This window comes from Dyadobacter sp. HNCC25DJ184, assembly GCF_056895215.1.
This window is the reverse complement of record NZ_JBXHAQ010000006.1, coordinates 93768-111755: the sequence shown is the minus strand read 5'-3', so window position 1 is coordinate 111755 and position 17988 is coordinate 93768. Positions and strand designations below refer to the sequence as shown.

Here is a 17988-nt window from a genome sequence, read left to right as displayed (position 1 = left end):
TCAGTTGGAATGGTTATTGCCGATATGCCTGATATTAGACAAATATCAAGATACACGCCATTTCAACCGACACCAACACCATGAAATTCTCCAAAACCGTTATTGTAATAATAGTCGTTTGCGTCCTGATAGGCGTTGGAACGATCGTATTTTTTAAATACAAAGGGGAACATGCCGATCCGGTATCGGGTTTGAAGCCGAAGGTGGAAATGGGTATTGGGAGAATTAGCCATATGACCGATAGTACTGTCGATTTATCGCTTAAATTGTTGGTATATAATCCATTACCGGTCGGGTTCGATATAAAGGGTTTTGATTACTTCGTAAAAATGAATGAGGTGACGATTCTGGAAAGCAAGTATGAAGAGCCGTTGTTGCTAAAAAAAGCAGACTCTTCTACCATATTGCTGCCGACGCAACTGAAAATTAAAAAGCTGGCCGAAGAGGGGAAATCAGAAGCTGGAAAAGGGGAGGATAGTGCAAATTATCATTTCGAAGCGCTTTTTCATTTAGCAAAACCTTTTCTCGGAAAGGATACCATCCGGCTAAGTTCGGACAAACGATTGCCACTATACCGTCTTCCGAAAGTGAAGATGCTGGGATATGATATGGAGAAATTTCGCCTCAGTAAGTCGGAAATAGTGCTTCATCTGGAGTTTTCAAATCAAAATGCCTTTCCTGTTCAGTTTAAAAACCCCTCATATGCGGTTGATCTGGGAAAGCAGAAACGACTCGCAGCAGGTAAGAATCCCGGCTCAACGAAGGTTCCGGCTAAAAGTACCCAGGTATATGATATTCCGCTGACAGTCGATATGGGAGAACTTCTGAAGGCCGCTGGACAGATGCTGAAGCAAGGTAAAAGCTTGCCATTTACACTCTATTTCAAGAGTAAACTGGTGTCAGATAACGATATTTTTAAAGACAGCGATGTCAATATCATTGTCAACGGAGAGCTGAAGGATTTGGAAAAAGTTAAGAAGAATATGAGTCGTTAGATTCACGCAAAACTTTGTCCAAATCCTCACCAGTTATATTATAAACCGTATTTTTCGAGCCTTCGATATAAGGCAGCACGACTTAAGCCCAGCTCGCGGGCGGTATCGGTAATATTGCTATTGTAGCGCTTCAAAGCTTGTACGATCATGGTTTTTTCCATATCCTCAAGGTCAAATCCGGTTGCCATGGCTGGCTGATTGGAATTGTTTTTCAGGAATATATCGTCCGCTGAAAGGGTTTGGCCCTGGGTTAATATGACTCCTCTTTCGATGGCATGCTGAAGTTCGCGGATATTACCCGGCCAGTTGTACTGTTGTAATTTTTTTATCAATCCAGGACTGATCTCACTGATTGGCCGGTTATATTTCTGGCCATATTCCTTCACAAAATATTCCGCAAGCGAAGCGATATCTTGAGGCCGTTCACGAAGCGGCGGTATGTCCAGCTCAATGGTATTGATGCGGTACAGCAAATCCTGTCTGAAAGCTTTCTCGGTCACCATCTTTTCTAAATCCATATTCGTGGCGCATAAAAGCCTGACATCCAGATTGACAGGTTTATTTGAACCGACACGGGTTACCTTTCTTTCCTGGATAACGGTCAGCAATTTGGCCTGAAGCGATAATGATAAATTTCCGATTTCATCCAGAAAAATTGTACCACCCTTGGCCTCCTCAAATCTCCCCGCACGATCTTCTTTTGCGTCCGTAAATGCCCCTTTTACGTGACCGAAAAGCTCGCTTTCGAAAAGGGTTTCGCTCAGTGCACCCAAATCTACAGTGACAAAAGGTTTATCAGCTCGTTGAGAATTATGGTGAATATGACGTGCCAGCTGTGTTTTACCAGTTCCGTTTTCACCCAGTATCAAAACATTCGCATCAGTTGTAGCGATCCTTTCTGCTGTTTGCATCAACTGCTGCATCGCAGGACTAGCGACAATAATCTGCTCTTGCGCGGTTTTCTTGACTTTCTTAGTATCCTTCTTTTCTTCGGCTATCTCGGCTTCGGATGGGCTAGCTGCTACCTTGTTGACTTCCAGTGCATTGGCGATGGTTGCCACAAGCTTTTCATTTTCCCAAGGCTTCAACACAAAATCAGTAGCACCGGTCTTGATCGCTTTAATCGCCATTTCGATATCACCATATGCCGTGATCATGATGACGCGTGAGGCAGGCTTGATATCCAGAATCCGGTCTAACCAGTGAAAACCTTCTCGTCCACTATTCACATCCCTCGTGAAATTCATATCCAGCAATATGATATTGTAATCGCCATTCGTTACAAGAAATGGTAACTTTTGCGGGTTTTTCTCAATATCTACTACTTTAGCATGCCGCTTTAGAAGCAATTTGGCGGCACTTAAAACATCAACGTCATCGTCAACAATAAGGATTTTGGCTTGGGATAATTCCATGAAGGTGTTATTTGTATAATCAGACCGAAGTTAGGTAATTATGTTTTTTTTCTTGGGATAATAATATAAAAAGCCTCTGCGGGTTCTGGTGACACCATTCCGGATTGACAAATTTATATAAATAAAAAGCATACCGAACGCCTAAGTTACTAACTGTTAATATTTTACGGAATTGAGCTCTTTCGATATTGTTCACGGGCGTACAGAATTGTCCGTTATCGGACAGATTTTAATATATCCGAAAGTTTTTTCTGGTTGATAATCAGTATGTTAGTGTATGGTTTGGTTTCTGGCACAGTGATTTGATAGTAAAAGGCAAATACACAGAAATCAAATAGCCATAATAATGGAAGTCAAGACACCTAACTCGCCGGCATCAAGCAACGGATTTACCGGCGGCTCATCAATGGATAAAGTTAAACCAAAGAAGTTCTGGACCACCCAACGCATCGGTATCATCTCCGGTAGTGTTCTGCTGGTTAGCTTTATAGTATATCAATTGTTCTTCGCTGATCAGAGAAGCAAGCTAAATGTTGAGCAGGATAAACTGACAATATCGACTGTAAGTCAGGGCAAATTTGATGAATTCATCGTAGTAACCGGGGTTGTTCAGCCTTTGAAAACGATACAATTGGACGCGATAGTTGGTGGGTATGTTACTGAGAAACTGATTGAAGGCGGTAATATGGTGAAGCAAGGAGATGTTTTGCTAAAGCTTGAAAATCAGAATCTTAAACTTAGCTTTTTGCAGTCTGAAACAGAAGCGAGCCGTTTGGTAAATGACCTTCAGAATACGCGCCAGGGTTTGAAAGTAGCGAGGTTTACACTACAGAAAACATTGAGTGACCTGGATTTCCAATTAGATCAGGCGAAGGACGCATATGAGCGGAATGTAAAGCTTATCAAAGACAAAGTAATTCCGGAGGCTGATTACCTGAAGACAAAGCGTGATTATGAAAAGCTTGTAAGACAACGTGAAATCGAAATTGAATCGCAGAAATATCAGGAGGAGAATGCTAAAATGCAGATTACGCAACTGGAAGGTACATTAGCAAGTACTCAAAAGAACGTAAATCTATGGAAGCAAACCCTTGATAACCTTGTTGTTAAAGCGCCAGTATCAGGTTTGTTATCTTCGATGAACGTAGAAGTTGGTTCTAATATAAGCCAGGGACAAAACATCGGTCAGATCGATGACTTGAATGGTTTCAAGATGCGTGTGAGTGTTGATGAGCATTATATTTCACGAATTTTCGTAGGGCTGCAGGGTTCAATGGATTTCAACGGAAAAGAATACCCTTTGAAAATCATCAAAATATATCCGGAAGTAAAAAGCGGCCGGTTTGAAGTTGACATGCAATTTGAAAAAGCACCTGATTTGATAAAAAGAGGTCAGTCTGCTCCGATACGTGTGCAATTGGGTCAACCAACACAGGCATTGTTACTACCAGTTGGCGGATTTTTCTCTGAAACAGGCGGAAACTGGGTATATGTAGTGAGCAACGACGGAAAACGCGCAGCAAAACGCAAAATCACCCTGGGTCGCAAAAATCCTGAATATTTCGAAGTACTGGAAGGCCTGCAAAAAGGCGAGAAAGTGATCACAAGTTCTTATGAGAACTTTGGGGATAATGAGGTGCTGGAATTTTGAGTTAGCTGTTAGCTGTTAGCTGTTAGCTGTTAGCTGTTAGCTGTTAGCTGTTAGCTGTTAGGAACTGACGGATTGGCAAGTTAGGAGTTTTTAGGTCTGGTGTTTAGTTTTTGGATGAAGCTGTTTAGCATTTTCCGAATTTCGACAAGCTTGGTTTGAATAGGTTCGTAGTCAGTTTCGGAGATGTAATTTAGGTCGCGAGCAAGCAAAAGTTGATATTCTAGTTCTGACGATGAACCGCTTGCGATAATGAGGAATTGAGAGAATTCTTTGACTGAAAAACGGCCACATCCTTCGGAGATATTGGAGGGAACGGAGAGAGCTGAACGACGGATTTGACTTGTAAGCCCATAAGTTTCATGTTTTGGAAACGCTGCTGTTAGCTTATAAATTTCCAGTGTAACCGAATGACTTTTTTGCCAAACTAGTAAACCTTTAAAGTCCTTCATATGGAATATCTGATTAAAATTATGGAAAAGGAAACCATTGATAAATTCTCAACCGGAAGTTTTAATTAGCTCCTAAAAGCGAGTCGCTAAAAACTGAAACTTTAGAATATGAAAACGGTAACAAGTAACTCAAATAATCATCAATAACTTTAAAACCGAACGCTTTTAGGAACAGCTAAAAGCTATTCCCGAAAAGCTAAAAAATAGCCAATAATAAATTTTTCAACCGGACGCTTTTAGCTAACCCCTAAAAGCTAATCACTAAAAGCTGAAGATGATTAGAATTGCCAACATGCATAAGATTTTCTCTACCGAAGAGGTGGAGACTACCGCGCTTAACGGTATTGACATGGAAGTGAAAGATGGCGAGTTTGTCGCTATCATGGGACCCTCAGGATGTGGGAAATCCACATTGCTGAATATCCTTGGACTACTGGATAATCCAAGCGAAGGTTCTTACGAATTCTATGGCACCGAAGTGGCCAAAATGTCTGAGCGTCAGCGGGCGCAGATCCGTAAAGGTAATATCGGATTCGTATTCCAAAGCTTTAACCTGATCGACGAACTTACTGTTTATGAGAACGTTGAACTTCCGCTTCTGTATCTGAAAACCCCTCCAGCCGAACGCAAGGAAAAGGTCGAAGCAGCGTTAACAAGAATGAATATGATGCACCGTCGTAATCACTTTCCACAGCAGCTTTCGGGTGGTCAGCAACAACGTACGGCGATCGCGAGAGCGGTAGTGGCAAATCCTAAAACAATACTTGCGGATGAGCCGACGGGTAACCTTGACTCCAAAAACGGGGAAGAAGTGATGAACCTCTTACGGCAGTTGAATGATGCAGGAACGACGATCCTTATGGTGACGCACTCGCCTTACGATGCAGGATTTGCTCACAGGATTGTCAATCTTTTTGACGGTAAGATCGTAACTGAAAATATTCACGTTTAAAATTAAATGGCGGGGCGTCGCACGTCGAACTCTTGCGTCTGCGTCCTATATAGCTCCAACGAAGTATCCAAAAGATCGTAACGTCCTCACGGACTATGATCTTTTGGTGTTTTTTATCTGATACAATTCGGTTTAAAACCTGGTACCAGCAATTTTTTACTAATGAAAACATACTTCACTTTTCTTCTTGCCGGTATTACTTCGTTGTGTTTTGCTCAAAACCGTAACGAACTTACCAAAACCTTCGACGACGATGGCGTAACGCTTGCCATCTCCGTTAAAGGCAATATCAACGTGCGTCCCGTTGAGTTTTCCAAAACCTTCAGTGTGGCCGATATGGACGACGATGAGAAGGAAGAATTAAAACTTCATATCCTTGATTCACTGGGAGTTAATCAGATTCGGGAAGCCCATGCTCAATTTCGATTCGAGCGCGTTGAACCGAATATCGTAGTCACTTTGGACAACACTATGGACATGAGTCAGGAAGAACTTGAGCCAACAGTTGCTCCGGAAACTGAAGCGTATGCGAAACCGTTCAAGAAAGAGATCCGAATGGATTCGGAAAAGGGCGAGCTGTATATGCATTATAATTTTGTAAAAGAAGGAGAGGAGTTTTCATACGAAAAGACCGTCAATATTACGGACAAGTCTGACACTGAAAGACTTCAGATCATTAGCGATTACGAGCAATCGATTAATCTGCCTGCTCGGACGATTCAATAACCTAACCTCGAAATTTTCATAAGTTTCTCCTGAAAATACCCCAAGTGAATGGGTAGGGTGAACTTTGTCTTCCAAATGAAACATTCTGGACTATCGGCCGTATTTAGCCCCAACTTATATGCTACAAAATTATCTGGTCATCGCATTCCGTAATCTGTCGAGAAACAAAGTTTTCTCGATGATCAATATGATCGGCCTTGCTGTCGGTCTTTCTTGTTGTATGCTGATTGTTTTGTATACGAAAGATGAAAATAGTTTCGACCGTTTTCAGGAAAATAAAGACAGGCTTCACCGGATTGTGGTGACGATATCCGACCAAAAAGAAACGCATAAAATTGGTAGCACGAACTCTATCCATGGACCGAGTTTCAAGATGGAAATTCCTGAAATAGAAGATATTGTTCGTGTTCAGAGTAGTTCTTTTGTATCCAGGTTGGGGAACGACCTGATCAACGAAAATGTGATTTTTGCTGATCCCAATTTTTTTAAGGTGTTCTCTTTTCCGTTAATTGAAGGAAATGCAGACCAGTCGTTGGCAAATGTGAACTCGATTGTATTATCGGAAGATATGGCTGAGAAATACTTCCATACTACGGCGGCATTGGGCAAAACCATCGACTTGAAGATCAATGACAACTTCGAAACGTTTAAGGTGACCGGTGTGGCGGAGAATTGCCCGCAAAATTCATCGGTTCAGTTTAATGCTGTCTTATCCTTTAAATTTCAGGAATCGCGTGGCTGGCTCAACAATGAGTGGCTCGGGTTTTATATGAATACCTTTGTTTTACTTCATAAAAACGCTGAATATCTCAAAGTTGCTCCCAAACTTGATAAGGTTTTTGCCAGCAAGTCTGCGGAAGAAACCAGTAAAATCAAGGATTTCAAACAGACATTCCATTTCGATTTGCAACCGTTTTTATCTATCCATTTAGGTGAAGATATTCAGGATATGTACAACGGGCTTGAATATGGTAGCAAACCGATTTATTCCTATATCCTTTCCGGTATTGCCATTTTCATTCTGGTGATCGCCTGTATTAATTTCGTGAACCTGACCATCGCACGTTCATTGAAGAGAAGTAAAGAAATTGGTATTCGGAAGGTGGTGGGCGGTTTGCGGAAACAGCTCATTGTTCAGTTCTTGAGCGAGTCGTTTATGTTGTCGTTTCTTGCATTTTCGTTGGCCGTCGTGATCACTTTGATAGTATTGCCGTCTTTCAATGAACTGGCGAATAAGCGGCTGTCTTTGACGTATCTTTTTGATTTTAAACTCGTTGCCGGATACATCGGTCTTTTTTTCCTAACCGGACTTTTGGTTGGCTTTTATCCTGCGCTGGTTCTGTCAGGATTTAATCCGGTGGCAACATTATATAGCCGCAGCAAGTTTACGAGCAAGAATTTCCTGACTCGCGGATTGGTGGTGTTCCAATTTACTTTATCAATATGTTTGGTGATCGGCACGGTGGTGGTTTACTCCCAATTCAAATATCTGCTCAATAAAGACCTGGGTTACAATGAGAGGAATTTGTTGAGTTTCAGTTTGGGCCGTGGCGGTGCCGGGCGTGAGAAGCTTAATTTGGTACGGGAGCAAGTGGAAAAACTGGCCGGAGTGGCTTCGGTAGCTGCATTTAACGGAAACTATAATGGTACGGTGGCCAAAGTAGGCGATAGTGAAGTAAGCTTTGGATATATCGGCGTGGACGATAATTTCCTGTCAAACCTTGAAATACCGCTGCTGGAGGGCCGCAATTTCTCTCAGAAATATGGCGCGGATCCGGTAGAGTCGGTGATTGTAAATGAGGCTTTTGTAAAGGAAGTGGGTTGGAAAAACCCTGTTGGGCAAGAGATTGATTTTACATGGAAGAATCAGAAAATGAAAGTGATAGGCGTTGTAAAGGACTATCACTACAAGTCATTAAAAGAGGAAATTAAACCGCTGCTAATGACCCAGGATCCAAACTATGGTTTAGGAACCATATATGCCCGCCTTCGGCCGGAAGACATACCCGGAACGATCAAAAAAATTGAAAAGATCTTCAGATCACATATTACGTTGATGCCTTTTGAATACAAGTTCGAGGCAGAAACCAATAGGCAACGATATGAAAGCGAGGCCAAATGGACGCAAATGATCACGCTCGCGGCGGTGATATCCATATTCGTTTCATGTATCGGATTGTTTGGTCTGGCAACATTCAGCGCCGAAGTAAGAACAAAAGAAATGGGGATACGGAAGGTAATGGGTGCATCTTCTGCTGCTATCGTCAGGTTATTGACGGTTGATTTCCTGCTACTTGTATGCATCGCAATATTCTTTGCAATACCATTGGCATACTTTGGCGCAGAAAAATGGCTCGAAAATTTCCCATACCGTGAGGCAATTTCCGTTTGGTACTTCCTATTCGCATCCGTTGTCGCAGTCTTGGTAGCCATGCTCACAGTAGGATATCAAAGCGTCAGAACAGCCCTGATCAATCCGGTAAATTCATTAAGAAGCGAGTAGTTTTCGATGAAAAGAATTTATCAAGATCTGTGCATTGACTGTCGATTTTCTACATATTAAAAGCTAATCCCTAAAAGCCAACAGCTAAGAAAAATGTTCAAAAACTATTTAAAAATCGCCTGGCGAAATGTTCTGAAAAGCAAGCTCTTTTCAGGCATCAATATTCTGGGTCTTTCAGTTGGCCTCACTTGCTGTATGTTGCTGCTGCTTTATATACTGAGCGAGACCTCGTTCGACAAACATCAGGAACACGCAAACGAACTATATCTGGTAAGGAGTGAGAATGTTCGTTCGGCAAACGACAAAATGGACAACCCGCGGGCGCCTTCGCCTTATGCGCAGGCATTCAAGGAGGAATTCCCGGAAGTCGTTCAGGTGACACGCGTATGGCAAAACTTTCTGGAAGGCAAGACTTTGTTTAAAGTGAAGGAGGCTGGAAAAACGATCAACTCCGTTTATGAAACAAAAGGATATCATGTCGATTCTACCTTTTTTGATATGTTTAGCTATCATTTTCTGGAGGGTAATCCTGAAACGGCGTTGAAAGATCCGCACTCGGTGGTGTTGTCAGAGGAGGTAGCCAAAAAGCTTTTTGGTGATGTATCTCCTATTAATAAGACGATTAATATCGGAGGAACTGACGGTAATGGCGAAAACTTCAATATTACCGGCGTGTATCGCGACGAAAGTGCTCGCTCGCATATCGACGCCCGATATTTCCTGCCGATGCTGGCCGGGTGGGTTGGTAATTATATTCGGCAACCGGATCAGGATTTCACGAACAACAATATGTTTTACACCTATATCAGGGTAAAACCGGGAACAGATCCTTCGAAATTTAATAAAAAGCTACCGGCTTTTGTTGATAAATATGCAGGAAAGGATTTGAAAGCCGCTGGATATCAAAAGCATATGACTTTGCTCGCCGTGCCTGATATCCATTTGTTCAGTCTGATAGAGAGTATTTTAACGCCAACGACCAGCACGACTTATCTTTATATACTGGGATCCATTGCCATTTTTACGTTATTGATCGCTTGTATAAATTTCATGAATCTGGCCACGGCCCGCTCCGCTAAAAGAGCTGCTGAGGTGGGTATGCGCAAGGTAATGGGGGCTGGAAAAACCGGACTGATCGGTCAGTTTTTGGGCGAGTCATTGGTATTGACTTTCCTTTCTCTTTTGGTTGCGGTTTTACTGGTGGTGGTGTTGCTGCCTCTGTTTAACCAATTGGCGGATAAGACTTTACTCGCTTCTGATTTATTCAAACCGGAAATCATCGCAGCTTTTATATTACTGGCGTTGTTAACCGGCTTGCTTGCAGGTAGTTACCCGGCATTTTATTTGTCGGTATTCAATCCGTTAGATGTAATTAAAGGGCGGTTCACCAATTCGGTTTCGGCAACAACATTGCGTCGCGGACTGGTTGTTTTTCAATTTGTGATATCGATTGGTCTGGTCGTAGCAACGATGGTGATTCAGACGCAGATCAAGTTTATGAAAGAGCAACCGCTTGGTTTTACCAAAGATCAACAAATTGTTATACCGTTGAGAAGCGAGCAGGCGAAGAAATCATATGTAGCACTTCGTGACGAATTTTTGCAAAGCAATCAGATTTCGGCAGCTTCGGGAACTTCATATTATCCTGGAATTAGGAATCCAAGCGATATGTCGGTTTTCCTGCCGGGGCAAAGCATAGAACAAGCGGGTCTTGTTAAAACGAATTGGGTGGCACCTGATTTTATGAAAACGATGGGTTTTAAAATGGCCGCCGGTAGAATGCTGTCTGCTGAATTTCCCGGAGATACTAATAATCGAATGGTTGTAAACGAGGCAACAATTCGAAAATTCGGAATTCCCCTGGATAAAGCTGTTGGTTCAAAACTTAACTTTAATACTAATGAAGGCAAACCGCAATCGATCGAAATAGTGGGGGTTGTGAAAGATTTTCATTTCGCGAATTTGCATGAAGCGATAGAGCCATATGCATTATTCCCTTATTTTGGAAACGAGTTCAATTATATCATCGCGCATGCAAGCACCCACGATGTAGCGCAGGTTCTGGCATATTTCGAGTCAAAGTGGAAATCCATGGTGCCGGATGAGCCGTTTACATATAGTTTTCTGGATGAAGATTTTCAAACCAATTATAAAGCAGACTCGCGCACTGCTGGTATCGTGAACGTATTTACCATTATATCCATCCTGATTTCCTGTCTGGGATTGTTCGGCTTGGCAGCTTTTGCAGCTCAGCAACGGATCAAGGAAATCGGGGTAAGGAAAGTACTGGGTGCATCGATCGGTAGTATTGTGGGTATGTTGTCTGGAGATTTTGTGAAACTAGTGGTTATTTCACTCGTCATCGCTACCCCGCTGACCTGGTACGTTATGGACAAATGGCTGCAAGACTTCGCCTATAAAATCAGTATCCAATGGTGGATGTTCGCTCTGGCCGGAACGCTGGCCATAGTAGTCGCGATAATCACAGTCAGCACCCAGGCGATCAAAGCAGCATTAACGAATCCGGTAAAATCTCTTAAAAGCGAATAGGGGAGTAAGGAGGATGGACGAAAGGAGGAAAGGAGCGAACGATCCTGCCTTTCGCCCATCATCCCTTCTTCCTTTCCTCCATTTTCCCTTTAATCCCCTATCGCCATGTTCAAAAACTATCTAAAAATCGCCATTCGCAATATCTGGAAGAGTAAGGGATATGCGGTTATTAATATTGTAGGCCTTTCGGTTGCGTTTTGCGTGAGCGTTTTTCTGTTCCTGATCGCCTACTTTCAACTGACTTTTGACAATTTTCATAAAGATAAAGAACGGATATATCAGACGTATTTGTTTGCCCATGATCCCGAGAAGCCTTCCAAGGCTACGTCTATGCCGCTTCCGCTCACACCCGCGTTGAAGACTGAATTTCCGGAAATTGAAGGCATTACACGAATTATCAACGGAAGTGATGTCGTGGAATACAAGGGCAAATATTTTGATAAGCAGGTCAAGTTTATCGACCCGGATTTTCTTAAAATATTCACGTTTCCGTTGGTTAAAGGAAGCGCCGAAACCGCTCTTAGCGATTTGAGCAGCATCATAATCAGTGAGCATATGGCCAAAGCGGTTTTTGGAAGCGAGAATCCAATGGGTAAGCGGCTGATGCTGGGAATGGACGCACGCAAGCGTGAGTATATCGTTTCGGGTGTTTTGGCTGATTTTCCTGAAAACTCGACGATCAAATTCGATGCGTTTGTCCGCACTGAAAATTCGAATGAATATCCGCAACAGAAAGATTATTGGGATGCGTATTCTCACAACGTTTTCCTGAAATTAAAACCGAATGCTGATCAGCTGGCAGTTGAAAAGCGGATGAAGTCTTTTGTCAAGAAATATTTCCCGGAGAACATCGCCAGCTTGAAGAAGAAAGGTGCGAAACCGGACGAAAGAGGCGATATATATGCACTCAGGTTACAGAAAATGGCGAATGTGCATTTTGATAGGGATATATCAGGCGGAGCTCCCATTGCTTTGGTATATGCGTTGATGGGTATTGCAATCTTTATTTTGCTGATCGCGAGCATCAATTTTATCAATCTTAACGTCGCCCGATCATTCATCCGTGCGAGGGAAGTGGGCGTCCGCAAGTCGATGGGTGCGTTGAAAACGCAGTTGTTTTTTCAGATATGGGGTGAGGCGGCCGTTATTTGTTTCCTTGGATTTACAGTAGGCTTGGTATTGGCAGTGCTGTTGCTTCCCAATTTCAATGCCACTTTTCAGACCAAACTGACGCTTGATTACATCTTTGAACCCGACAAAATTGCGCTTATAATTGGCATTTTTGCAGTAGTAACGTTACTGGCCGGCGGATATCCTGCATGGCAAATGTCGAAATTCAATGCGGTTGAAGTGTTGAAGGGAAAGGTGACCATGAAAAAGCCAGGTATACTTCGCAACTCGCTCATTGTCACTCAGTTTGCTCTATCCAGTTTGTTGATATGCTGTACCATTATTGCCGTGCAGCAGGTAAATCATTTGAAGACACAACCACTTGGTTTTCAGAAAGAAGAAGTGATCAGTATTCCGGTTGGGACAAAAGTAAGCGGCCAAAAAGCAATAACGCTTTTAAGAAACAAACTCGCCGGAGATCCGCAGGTCGTTGCGATAACGGGCGCTGGTGTAAATATGGGCGTAGGTCAGGATCGGAGCACATCGCGGAGCGTGCTTGGCTTTACATTCAATGAACGGGACGTATCTACAGACTGGCTGGGTGTTGATTATGACTACCTCAAAACGTTGAATATCAAGCTGCTTGATGGTCGTGAGTTTAGCCCTGCATATCCAAGCGACTCGCTCGACAGAGTGATTATCACAGAAAGCATGGCCAAAATGATTGGAGAACCTGATCCGATTGGCAAGTTCTTCCAAACCGACACGGCAGGTGCACGAATTCAGATCATCGGGCTCGTTCCTGATTTTAATCTCTATTCTTCCAAAAATGAAAAGAAGCCTATCACAATGCACTTGTCACGTGATCCGGGCTACATTTTCGTGAGAGTAACGCCGCAGAGCTTAACTGCTTCTATGGAAAAATTGAAAGTTTTATGGAAGGAAATTACGCCTGAATCTGAGTTTAAAGGTACATTCCTGGATGAAAATACAAACAATTGGTATCAGGAAGAGCAACGTCTTTCGCTTGTTTTCAGTTTAGCATCCGGCATCGCGATCTTACTTTCCTGTCTGGGGTTATTCGCCGTGGCGATGATCGTGATGGAGCAGCGAACAAAAGAAATCGGTATTCGCAAAGTATTGGGCGCCAGTATCCCGGGTCTCGTTTTAGTATTATCGCGCGATTTTGTAAAACTTGTTATAATCGCCATAATCATTGCCTCACCATTGGCTTGGTTTTGCATGCAGCAGTGGCTGAAAGATTACCCATACCGTATTGAAATTAATCCTTTGGTATTTGTTGGCGTTGGATTTGCAGCAATATTAATAGCAATTTTGACAGTCAGTTTCCAAAGTATTAAAGCCGCGCTGCTCAATCCGGTAGATTCCTTAAAAAATGAGTAGGGGAAGATAGGAGATCTGGCTGAAAAGAGCCGTTTGGTCGACGAGAAATAGTTGTTTGTCTGTTCGAAAGTGTCATTCGTAGATTGCGCCTGATAGTACATTAAACTCAATCGCACGAATGCCCTCTAAAAGACATAACAAACAATTTAAAACTTGGAAACCATGAAAAAGATCATTTTAGCAGCCGCCGTTATTTTAAGTGTTACAGTTGGAAACAGCTTCGCGCAAAAAGCATATTTTAATGACCGTAAGCCGGTTTACAATTCTCGCAGCGATAATCGAATCGAAGAGTTCAATATCAATAAGTTGGACAAAATTGTTGGATTGAGCCGCAAACAGGAGAATCGTATTAAGAAGATTGAAAATAAATATGATCATCTGTTGAGCGCCAGATATGCCAATCCAAGAGATTTGAATTGGAAAAAAGAGCAGGAAATCATGAACGTCCTTACTCCTGTGCAACGCCAGCGTTTGGTAGCTTTCCAAAACGGTCGCCCAAATCATAATTTCAATCGCCGCGGCTAATCGCCCCGAATAACCATTGTCCACTTCTGAACTTTTACATGTTCGGAAGTGGACAATTTTTTTTGTTTTTTAGTTTGTAACAAATTGATATTGTGTATGTTATGTGTATGGTATGAAATTGTTACAGTTGTGGTTAATTGTCGAAAACAAAGAAAAGTGCTCCGCTATGATCCAAAACTATCTTCGTTCATCGTTTCGCAATCTGAAACGCGACTGGAATTTCTCCGTTATTAATATACTAGGACTCACCCTTGGGCTGGCTTCTTGTATTGTCATTTTCTTTGCAGTACGTTACGAGCTTAGTTTCGATACCCATCATCAGCATTATAATGATGTATATCGATTTGTAAACGAGAATAAAAAAGGGGTGGGGAAGGGACTTGGCGTGGGCGTTCCGTTGCCGGTTATCGACGCGCTTAGGAACGACTTTCCGGAATTGAAAGATAAAATCTCCTGTACATATGGTATCCGAAATGCCCTGTTAACTGTCACTAAAGGAAATGAGAAAGCGAAGTTTTCTGATCCGGCATATGCCGTTGCGTTTCTCGGACCCGAATATTTCAATCTTCTGGACTACCACTGGGTGACCGGGAGTCCTAAAACAAGTCTCTCTTCTCCCGGATCTGCGGTTTTAAGTGAGAGTCAGGCTAAAAAGCTATTTGGCAATGTTGACGCGATAGGCAAAATTTTCAAAGTAAATAACCAAATGGACTTTACGGTGACAGGTATTGTAGCTGATGCGCCCTCAACGACAAGTTTTCCATTCAATACCATGCTTTCGTTTTCGTCCCTGAAAAATTATGGTGCTTTCACAAACTGGGATGACTGGATTTCGACCTATGGCGGCGGACAATTGTATATGCGTTTGCCGGAAAATATCAGTGAGGCGAATATGAATCAACGCCTGAAGGCATTTGCCAAAAAATACCGTTCAGAGAAAGATTTTGCGGAAAACGACTGGAAATTGCAGCCCATCAGCGATATCCATTTTTCCACCATATCCAATAACTACGCCAATCGCTCGATCAGCAAAGGTATGATTTGGTCGATGATATGTGTTGCAGGTTTTATTCTTATATCGGCTTGTGTCAATTTCATCAACCTGGCAACGGCGCAGTCGCTTCGCCGATCGAAAGAGGTGGGTGTTCGTAAGGTTTTAGGAAGCTCTCGTGGTCAATTGCTGAAACAATATTTATCGGAAACTGGCTTTCTGGCCGTTCTCGCTATTATACTCGCACTGCTTTTGGCGCAAATTACAATGCCTTATATTGCCAATACACTCAATATTAATGCAGATGGTATATCATTCTTCAGTGATGCGCAGGTCGGACTTTTTGTAATTGCTTTATTCTTATTGATCACCGTTCTGGCTGGTTTTTATCCGGCTTTGATAGTGTCCGGATTTCAACCCATTCAGGCTTTGAAAGGTAAAATAACCAAGTCTGGTAGTGGGCAGGGCAATTTACGACGAGGACTGATTGTGTTACAGTTTACAATTTCCCAGCTTGTACTCATCGGAACGGTTGTGGTATATTCTCAGATGAAATACTTCCGCACGCTTGATATTGGTTTTGAAAAAGAGCAGATCGTCAATTTACCATTACCCGATAATCAGAACGGAGAGGTAGATAACCTGAAAGCCAAACTGGCAGATATCGCTGGGATCAAATCGATGAGTTTCAGTGCATTTACTCCAATGTCAGGTAGTAACTGGCAGACAGGATTTAAATATGAAAACCAGGAGGAGTTTCTGGATTTTGAAGTTGTAATGCGGCCTGCTGATAGTGCTTATATCAAAACATACGGTTTGGAGTTGGTGGCAGGGCGCACATATTTGCCGGCGGATACTATGAGGGAATATGTTGTCAACGAGGCGTTTGTGAAAAAACTGGGACTGAAAACTCCTCAGGATGCGATTGGAAAACGACTCGCAATCGGTGGCTCGGATTATAAACTTCCAATCGTGGGAGTTGTTAAGAATTTCAACACATACAGTTTGCATCGAGAGATCATCCCATGCGTTTTGACTACTTCGAGGGATAACTACGGGACGGTTGGTCTGAAAATAAATGGCCAGATGAGTAAGGAAATGCAGGCGTCGGTGGAAAAAGCCTGGACTGAAGTTTTTCCCGACTACCTTTTTAAATACACCTATCTGGACGAAACGATCAGCGCGTTTTATGAAAAAGAGGAAAGACTTTTCTCGTTATTCCGCATCCTCACTGGCATCGCCATCTTCATCGGCTGTCTGGGTTTGTATGGAGTGTTGGCATATATGGTTGAATCACGAACCAAGGAAATGGGGATCAGGAAGGCCATCGGAGCGACGGGCTTCAATATATTCAGCTTGTTTTCAGTCGATTTCCTCAAACTGGTTGTGGTCGCGTTGATTGTCGCATCACCTATTGCCTGGTATACCATGTCCGAGTGGCTGCAGGGTTATAATTACCATATCACATTGAATGTCTGGATATTCCTTTTCTCAGGTATAGCCGCGATTGTAATCGCGCTACTAACAGTAAGTGTTCAAAGCCTGCGAGCTGCGAGGATGAATCCGGTAAAAGCTCTGCGTACTGAATAAATCAGACTCAGTCGGGGCGGTGACATATCTGCCCTGACATTCTAAATTTTTGTAACCCGGTTTGCCAACTTTTGTCGGATTAAATTGTCCAGTAAAAACAACCCGGCAATGGCCACGAACGTGAGTTGATATTGAAGCGGAATAAGGCTGATTTTAGGTATGGCTCCAAGTATTAGCTCATCGACTCCCGAAACGAAACCTGGATTCTGTTGCCCGGATTCTGAAGTTTGGCTCGCAAAAGCGTAAATCAGTAATCCAGCAAAACTTGCCGCAATGAAATACCAGACCTTTTTGCTGATGATCGGCATTTCGGCTCTGGATGGATAGGGTTCCAGTTTGGCGAGTACGTTTTTGTTAAAAGACGCTGAAGGTGTTTCAACAGGATTTTGTTGCAAAAGTTTAACCAGACGAATTTCAGTTTCCGCCTGCTGTTGGGCAGCAGCCTGCACGGATTTCATCACAATCGAAGTAAAATCCGAAGGTGTCACTTCTGTACCAGCCTTTTGAATCAGTTTTTTGAAATTATCTTCTTCGTCTTTTTCCATATTTCAAACCGTTCCGACTTTTCTACAACAAAAAACGTAATGAATTCTCTAATATTTTCCTCGCTCTGAACAGCCGCACTTTGATATTAGACGCCGTCAAGCCTGTAATATCTTCAATTTCTTTGATCGAATTTTCATTCATATAATATAAGGTAATCAACAGCGCATCAGTTTCAGGAAGATTGTCAATTGCCTGCCTAACATATTGCTGCTGCTCTGACGCATGTATAATGTCCAACTGCGGCGACGCGAAATCATCAGAATAATTTTCTGTAATCTCCTCATTGATAGCTAATAAGAATACGCCACGCTTCTGCAATTTAGAAACAGAAGTTCGGTAAACAATGGTATATAACCATGTCGAAAATTTGGCTTTACCTTCAAACTGATGAATTTGCTGATATGCTTTCACAAAACTTTCCTGTGCAGCATCTTCGGCGTCTTCCGTATTCCTCATAATCTTCCGGGCAATCGTGAAGGCCATATCCTTGTACCGGTCAACGAGGAACGAATAGGAAGCCAGGTCTCCATTTTTTACCTTATCAATATATACCTGATCTTCCTTGTGCTTCATCAATAGCG

At 42.6% G+C, this 17988-nt stretch carries 13 protein-coding genes; 9 read left to right on the top strand and 4 right to left on the bottom strand.

The window, feature by feature from the left end; translation table 11 throughout:
- The first annotated feature begins 80 nt into the window (after positions 1–80).
- The gene (locus AC1XUD_RS11050; protein ID WP_483361053.1) at positions 81–995 is read left to right on the top strand and encodes an LEA type 2 family protein; all 915 of its coding nucleotides are present in this window, start codon (positions 81–83) and stop codon (positions 993–995) included.
- A 38-nt stretch (positions 996–1033) separates the two neighbouring features.
- Here AC1XUD_RS11050 and AC1XUD_RS11045 read toward each other — a convergent pair whose 3' ends face one another.
- Entirely contained in the window at positions 1034–2410 is a 1377-nt protein-coding gene (locus tag AC1XUD_RS11045) for a sigma-54-dependent transcriptional regulator (protein WP_483361052.1), read from the bottom strand.
- 406 nt (positions 2411–2816) lie between these two features.
- On the opposite strand from AC1XUD_RS11045, the gene AC1XUD_RS11040 reads away from it, so the two are divergent.
- A complete protein-coding gene (locus tag AC1XUD_RS11040; protein ID WP_483361260.1) occupies positions 2817–4061 on the top strand; it encodes an efflux RND transporter periplasmic adaptor subunit in 1245 nt (414 codons plus the stop codon).
- 80 nt (positions 4062–4141) lie between these two features.
- Here AC1XUD_RS11040 and AC1XUD_RS11035 read toward each other — a convergent pair whose 3' ends face one another.
- Positions 4142–4510, bottom strand: a complete 369-nt coding sequence (locus AC1XUD_RS11035; protein WP_483361051.1) for a four helix bundle protein — start codon at positions 4508–4510, stop codon at positions 4142–4144.
- 274 nt (positions 4511–4784) lie between these two features.
- Here AC1XUD_RS11035 and AC1XUD_RS11030 point away from each other — a divergent pair, with 274 nt between their 5' ends.
- From AC1XUD_RS11030 to AC1XUD_RS11000, 7 genes are all read left to right on the top strand, one after another.
- Positions 4785–5462 carry an ABC transporter ATP-binding protein gene (locus tag AC1XUD_RS11030; protein WP_483361050.1) on the top strand — a complete coding sequence of 226 codons (678 nt, stop codon included), beginning with the start codon at positions 4785–4787 and terminating at the stop codon, positions 5460–5462.
- A gap of 162 nt (positions 5463–5624) precedes the next feature.
- On the top strand, positions 5625–6188 hold the full coding sequence (locus AC1XUD_RS11025) for a hypothetical protein (protein ID WP_483361049.1): 564 nt from the start codon (positions 5625–5627) through the stop codon (positions 6186–6188).
- A gap of 118 nt (positions 6189–6306) precedes the next feature.
- The gene (locus tag AC1XUD_RS11020; protein ID WP_483361048.1) at positions 6307–8691 is read left to right on the top strand and encodes an ABC transporter permease; all 2385 of its coding nucleotides are present in this window, start codon (positions 6307–6309) and stop codon (positions 8689–8691) included.
- A 93-nt stretch (positions 8692–8784) separates the two neighbouring features.
- Positions 8785–11241, top strand: coding sequence for an ABC transporter permease (locus AC1XUD_RS11015; RefSeq protein WP_483361047.1), 2457 nt, complete (start codon positions 8785–8787; stop codon positions 11239–11241).
- Positions 11242–11346: 105 nt separating this feature from the next.
- A complete protein-coding gene (locus AC1XUD_RS11010) occupies positions 11347–13755 on the top strand; it encodes an ABC transporter permease (RefSeq protein ID WP_483361046.1) in 2409 nt (802 codons plus the stop codon).
- Between the two features lie 162 nt (positions 13756–13917).
- Positions 13918–14280, top strand: coding sequence for a hypothetical protein (locus AC1XUD_RS11005; RefSeq protein ID WP_483361045.1), 363 nt, complete (start codon positions 13918–13920; stop codon positions 14278–14280).
- 166 nt (positions 14281–14446) lie between these two features.
- Positions 14447–16861 (top strand): ABC transporter permease, encoded by a 2415-nt coding sequence (locus AC1XUD_RS11000; RefSeq protein ID WP_483361044.1) that lies wholly within the window; start codon positions 14447–14449, stop codon positions 16859–16861.
- A 41-nt stretch (positions 16862–16902) separates the two neighbouring features.
- Here AC1XUD_RS11000 and AC1XUD_RS10995 read toward each other — a convergent pair whose 3' ends face one another.
- Positions 16903–17406: a hypothetical protein gene (locus AC1XUD_RS10995; RefSeq protein ID WP_483361043.1), complete on the bottom strand. Its 504-nt coding sequence runs from the start codon at positions 17404–17406 to the stop codon at positions 16903–16905.
- A 22-nt stretch (positions 17407–17428) separates the two neighbouring features.
- A complete protein-coding gene (locus tag AC1XUD_RS10990) occupies positions 17429–17980 on the bottom strand; it encodes an RNA polymerase sigma factor (protein WP_483361042.1) in 552 nt (183 codons plus the stop codon).
- Between the last annotated feature and the right edge of the window lie 8 nt (positions 17981–17988).